The following is a 5,296-nucleotide window of genomic DNA, read 5'->3' as shown; positions in this document are numbered from 1 at the left end:
CACGGGCACCACCCGCACCACTGCACCACGGGCACCACCCGCACCACTCGCACTACGCGCACCACCGGCACCACTGCACTACGCGCACCACTCGCACTACGCGCACCACCCGCACCACCGGCACCACTCGCCCCACGCCGCCCCACGCCAGGCTCCGCCCGGCGTGGGGCGGCAACCCTTCTGGATCTTGGTGCGCCGCCGCAGGTCACACAACTTCGGGGAAGTTGCTGTGTCGGCCTGCGGCTGAGGCAGCACCTTCCCTGAAACTGTGTGGATCAAGGACCGAGCCGACCGGATCTTGGACGATGAGCGCCAGGGGCGGGGTGGCGGTCAGCTGGCTGGCGGTGGCTCGGGGGCGATCGGCAGCAGGACCCGGAAGACGGTGTCGCCCGGGGCGGTGGTCACCTGGATGTCGCCGTGGTGCTTGTTGACCACGATGCGATAGGAGATGTCCAGGCCCAGGCCGGTGCCCTCGCCGACCGGCTTGGTGGTGAAGAACGGCTCGAAGATGCGGGGGCGGATCTCCGCCGGGATGCCCGGGCCGGTGTCGGCGATCTCGACGAACAACTGCTCGTCGAGGCGGCCGGTGCGGATGGTCAGGGTGCCGGCGCTGCCCATCGCACCGATCGCGTTGTCGATCAGGTTGCTCCACACCTGGTTCAGCTCGGCGGCGTACGCCGGGATCGTCGGCAGGCTCCGGTCGTACTCCCTGACCACCAGGACCCCGGCGGAGAACTTCCCCCTGAGCATGGTCAGCGTGGCGTCGAGCAGCTCGTGCACGTCCACCACCTGATAGGGCGCCCGATCGAGTTGGGAGTACTGCTTGGCCGCGCCGACCAGGGTGGAGATCCGGATGGCGGCGTCACCGATCTCCGCCAACAGCAGCTCGGTCTCCACCGTGTAGGTCAACCAACGCACCGCCGGTTCCAGGTCGTCCGTGCCCACCGCCGCCTGGACCCGCTCCAGCCAGTCGACGTCCAGCCCACCGGCGACCAGGATCGACGCCAGTTCCCAGCCGGCGGTGAGGCCCCGGTCGTCCAGCCAGTCGGTCAGCTCGTCCTCGGCGTCGCTGGTCTGCATGGCCGTCAACTTCGGTGCCTTGCCCACCCGATCGACCGCCTCCTCCTGGAGGCCCACCAGGGCGTACAGCCGCCGGGAGTCGATCCGGCCGTCGGCGATGCTGGCCAGCTTGTGCCGCATCGCGGCGATCCGCTCCCGCAGGCCGGCGGCGGCGCGTACCGCCGCGCTCGCCGGATTGTTCAGCTCGTGGGTCAGCCCTGCCGACAGCGAGCCCAGGGCCAGCAGCCGCTCCCGCTCGCCGACCCGGGTCTGGGTGTCCCGCATGCCGATGTACAACCCCTCCAGCAGGTGCATCGCCATCGGGAACCAGGTACGCACCGCGTACGCGAACTGCTCCGCCGGCAGCACGAAGAACTCGGCGTCGGTCAGCGCCCACATGCTGTGGCGGTAGACCTGTTCGTCGCCGATGTACGCCTGGGTGGCCCCGCCGTACACGCCGCGCTGGTCGGTCCGGTTGATCTCCACCTGATCGCCGTGCACCGTCCGGCAGAGTCGGACCATGCCGTCGAGCAGGATGAAGAAGCACTCCGCCGGTTCGCCTTCGGCATAGACCAGCTCACCGGCCGCTCGCCGCTCCACCCGGCCCTGCTCGGCCAGCCAGGCCACCTGCTCGTCGTCGAGCGACTCGAACAGGAACAGCGTGCGGACCTCGTCCGGGGCCAACCGCCGCAGCTCATCGGCTGCCGGTGGGATTTCGGCGTTCACTGTGCCTCCAGGTAGCGGTGCACCAGCGAGACGGCCATCGCACCCTCACCCACCGCCGAGGCGACCCGCTTCACCGACTCCGCCCGCACGTCACCGGCCGCGAACACCCCCGGCACGCTTGATTCGAGGTGGTACGGGTCGCGGGGCAGCGACCAGCCCGGTGGCCGACGCCCGCTGGCGACCAGGTCCGGCCCGGTGACCACGAAGCCACGATCGTCGCGGACCAGGGTGCCGTCCAACCATCCGGTACGCGGCTCTGCGCCGATGAACACGAAGAGCCAGGAGGCGTCCACCTCGCGCTGCTCGCCGGTGCGGGTGTCGCGCAGCGTCAACCGTTGCAGGTGCTCGTCGCCCGCCCCGGCCGTCACCTCGGTGTACGGGTGCACGGTCACCTGGTCGACGCGGTCGAGCTGGTCGATGAGGTACCGGGACATCGAGGCGGTGAGGTCCGCGCCCCGGATCAGCAGGTGCACCCGTTGGGCGTAGCGACAGAAATACATCGCCGCCTGCCCGGCCGAGTTGGCCCCACCCACGATGTAGACCTCCGCGCCGACGCAGCTCGGTGCCTCGCTGGCGGCCGAGCCGTAGAACACCCCCCGGCCGGCGAAGTCGGCCAGGCCGGGCGCGTCGAGCATCCGGTATGACACCCCGGTCGCCAGCACCACGGCGTGCGCCGCGAGGGTCTGACCGTCACTGAACCGCAGCAGCCGCGCCGAGCCGGCCTCCTCCAGGCCGACGACCTCCCGGGTGCTGAGCAGCTCCGCGCCGAATTTGAGCGCCTGCCGGCGGGCCCGGTCGGTGAGCTGTGCACCGGACACCCCGTCGGGGAAACCGAGGTAGTTCTCGATCCGGCTGCTCTGGCCGGCCTGCCCGCCGGTGGCCAGCCGCTCCACCAGAACGGTCCGCAGTCCCTCCGAGGCCCCGTACACGGCGGCCCCCAGCCCGGCCGGCCCGCCGCCGACGACCACCAGGTCGTAGAAGTCGGCAGCCGGTGCGACGGTCAGGCCGACCAACGCGGCCAGCTCCGCCTCCGTGGGTGCCACCAGGGCCTTGCCGTCGGCGGTGACCACCAGCGGTACGTCGTTCGCGGTCACCCCGGCCGCCGCGAGCAGCCGGCCGGCCTCCGGGTCGTCGACCAGCAGCCACCGGTACGGCACCAGGTTGCGGGCGAGGAAGTCACGCACCGCGAAGGACTCGGCGGACCAGCGGTGACCGACCACCCTGATCTCCGTCGCGCCGGCGTCCGGGGTGGCCGACCACGCCTCCAGCAGCGCGTCGACCACCGGGTAGAGCTTCTCCTCCGGCGGATGCCAGGGCTTGAGCAGGTAATGGTCGAGGTCGACCAGGTTGATCGCGTCGATCGCCGCGCCGGTGTCCGCGTACGCGGTCAGCAGCACCCGCCGCGCGGCGGGGAAGAGATCCATCGCGGCTTCCAGGAACTCGATGCCTGTCATTTCCGGCATCCGGTAGTCGGCCAGCAGCAGCGCCGCCTGCTCGCCGCGCAGTTTGACCTCCCGCAGCGCCTCCAGGGCCTCCGGCCCGGAGCTGGCCCGAACCACCCGGTAGCGGTCGCCGTAGCGGCGCCGGAGATCCCGGGCGACCGCCCGGGAGACCGCCGGGTCGTCGTCGACGGAGAGGATCACGGGGTTCGCCATTCGCCCATGAAACCACGCCGGAGTTACCGTCGACTTACCTCGGCACCTTCCTGGTCAGCCGACCCGCTCGCCGTACACGTGGTCGACGGTCATGGTCATGAGTACCCGGCGGTCGGCGACCATCACCGCCCGGTACTCAGCCCAGTCCGGGTGCTCCCCGGCGGCTCTGCGGTAGTAGTCGACGAGCGCCTCCACCTCGGGGCCGTGCGGATCGGTGCCGGGACCGGTCAGGGTGGCGGTGCCCTCGGCGGTGGCCCAGGCCCACCCGTCAGGACTTGTCACCTCCAGGGTGGCGCGCGGATCCCGGCGCAGGTTCGCGGTTTTGGCCCGCCCCTCGGTCATCGACACGAAAATTACCCCGGCCGCCCGGTCGTAGTAGGGCTGCACCGGCGAGAGCTGCGGACGGCCATCCGACTTGATCGTGGCCAGGATCCCGAGCCGACTCCGCTCCAGCAGCGCCCGTGGGTCGTACGCCGCCGTCTCGGCCGCCGCGTCCGGCGCCGGGTCGGCGGTGGGCCTGCCTTCGCTGGTGGGCTCGCCCTCGGCGGTGGGCTTGCGGAACTGGGTGATCATCGCCGCGTAGCTGCTGCCGCCATGCCCGTCGGCCACCGCCCGTTCGGCGAGCGTACGGGCCAGCGCGGTCGACTCGACGTTGACGCCGAGCGTCTCCCCCTCCGCTATGACGTGCGCCATCGCGGCTAGGTGGACATCGATCGTGGAGTCGTCGGCGGGGTAGGTGCCGTCGTCGATCTGCGTGGCGTAGCCCGCCAACCAGCCGGTCACCGTCCCGATGCCCCGGCTGGCCAGAGGGGCGAACGCCGTAGCCGGCACCCCCGCCGCACCGAGCAGGGCGGCGCCCTGCACGAAACCGTTCAGGATGCCCCACATCAGGCCCAGCACGGCCACGTCGTACAGGGACGACAGGCCGTGGTCGTCGCCGACGTGAATGGCCGGACCGAGGCTGCCCAGCGTCGAGGCGTACCTGTCGAAGACCGGACGTGGCCCGGCGTAGAGCAGGGCGGCCTTGTCTCCGCCGATCTCCGCCGGCCCGGCCAGGATCGCGCCGTCCAGGTAGCTGCCGCCGCGACCGGACACCCACTCGGCGGTCCCCCGCGCCACCGCCGAGTCGCCCGAGGTCAGGTTCACCACGACCCGCCCGTCCAGCGCCGCCCCGACCGGGGTGAGCAGCGCCCGCACCGCGTCGTAGTCCGTCACACAGACGATCACGAGCGGGCTCGACGCCAGCGCGGCGTCGACCGAGTCGGCGGGTCGCGCGCCCTGGGCGACGAGATCCGTAGCCTTCTCCGCGGTCCGGTTCCACACCGTGGTCGGATGCCCCTCGGCGAGCAGCGCTCCCGCCAGTGCCCGGCCCATCAGGCCCAGCCCGATCACCGACACCGGGGTACGTTCGTCAGTCATCTGTTCCCTCTCCTGGTGGTCCTGACCGATATCGTCAACCTTCACATCGATATGAAGGTCAAGGGGACGATGTGCTGATCGGGGAACTCAGCCGGCGGACCGGCGTCAACCCGCACCAACTGCGCTACTACGAGAGCCAGGGCCTGCTCGAACCGGCGCGCGGCACCAATGGCTACCGCGAGTACGCCGAGCACGCCGTGCTGACGGTGATCCAGATCCGCCGCCTGCTCGCCGCCGGCCTGTCCACTGAGGACATCGCCTACCTGCTGCCCTGCGCCACCGGCGAGGGCCCGGACCTGGAGCCCTGCCCCGAGTTGCTGGACACCCTGCGCGCCCGCCTACGCGGCCTGGACGACCGCATTACCGCCCTCACCCACTCCCGCCAAACCCTCCACACCTACCTAACCGCCACCGAACACCCCCTCCCCACCTAATCC

The 5,296-nt window shown here is 71.2% G+C and carries 4 protein-coding genes and 1 pseudogene; 1 reads left to right on the top strand and 4 read right to left on the bottom strand.

All coding sequences use genetic code 11. From position 1 onward, the window contains the following. Positions 1-330: 330 nt before the first annotated feature. The 4 genes and pseudogenes from C1I93_RS27975 to C1I93_RS33145 form a co-directional block, all read right to left on the bottom strand. Positions 331-1,785 carry an ATP-binding protein gene (locus C1I93_RS27975; protein ID WP_223256773.1) on the bottom strand — a complete coding sequence of 485 codons (1,455 nt, stop codon included), beginning with the start codon at positions 1,783-1,785 and terminating at the stop codon, positions 331-333. Further along, positions 1,782-3,440 carry an NAD(P)/FAD-dependent oxidoreductase gene (locus tag C1I93_RS27970; RefSeq protein ID WP_111246260.1) on the bottom strand — a complete coding sequence of 553 codons (1,659 nt, stop codon included), beginning with the start codon at positions 3,438-3,440 and terminating at the stop codon, positions 1,782-1,784. The genes C1I93_RS27975 and C1I93_RS27970 overlap by 4 nt, the downstream gene beginning before the upstream one ends. A gap of 54 nt (positions 3,441-3,494) precedes the next feature. Next, a complete protein-coding gene (locus C1I93_RS32110) occupies positions 3,495-3,896 on the bottom strand; it encodes a PPOX class F420-dependent oxidoreductase (protein WP_223256777.1) in 402 nt (133 codons plus the stop codon). 108 nt (positions 3,897-4,004) lie between these two features. After that, positions 4,005-4,859: pseudogene (locus C1I93_RS33145) on the bottom strand (NAD(P)-dependent oxidoreductase); the annotation flags it as partial. A gap of 71 nt (positions 4,860-4,930) precedes the next feature. On the opposite strand from C1I93_RS33145, the gene C1I93_RS27960 reads away from it, so the two are divergent. After that, positions 4,931-5,293, top strand: coding sequence for a MerR family transcriptional regulator (locus C1I93_RS27960; RefSeq protein WP_111246259.1), 363 nt, complete (start codon positions 4,931-4,933; stop codon positions 5,291-5,293). Positions 5,294-5,296: the final 3 nt, after the last annotated feature.

The sequence above is a fragment of the Micromonospora endophytica genome (assembly GCF_003236305.1).
Lineage (GTDB): Bacteria > Actinomycetota > Actinomycetes > Mycobacteriales > Micromonosporaceae > Micromonospora > Micromonospora endophytica.
Note: the sequence above shows the minus strand (reverse complement) of the source record. Positions and strands in the feature narration are given on the sequence as shown.

Coding starts and splice junctions, on each gene's coding strand:
- C1I93_RS27970 (WP_111246260.1), bottom strand. CDS start 3,440: ATGGCGAACCCCGTGATCCTCTCCGTCGACGACGACCCGGCGGTCTCC.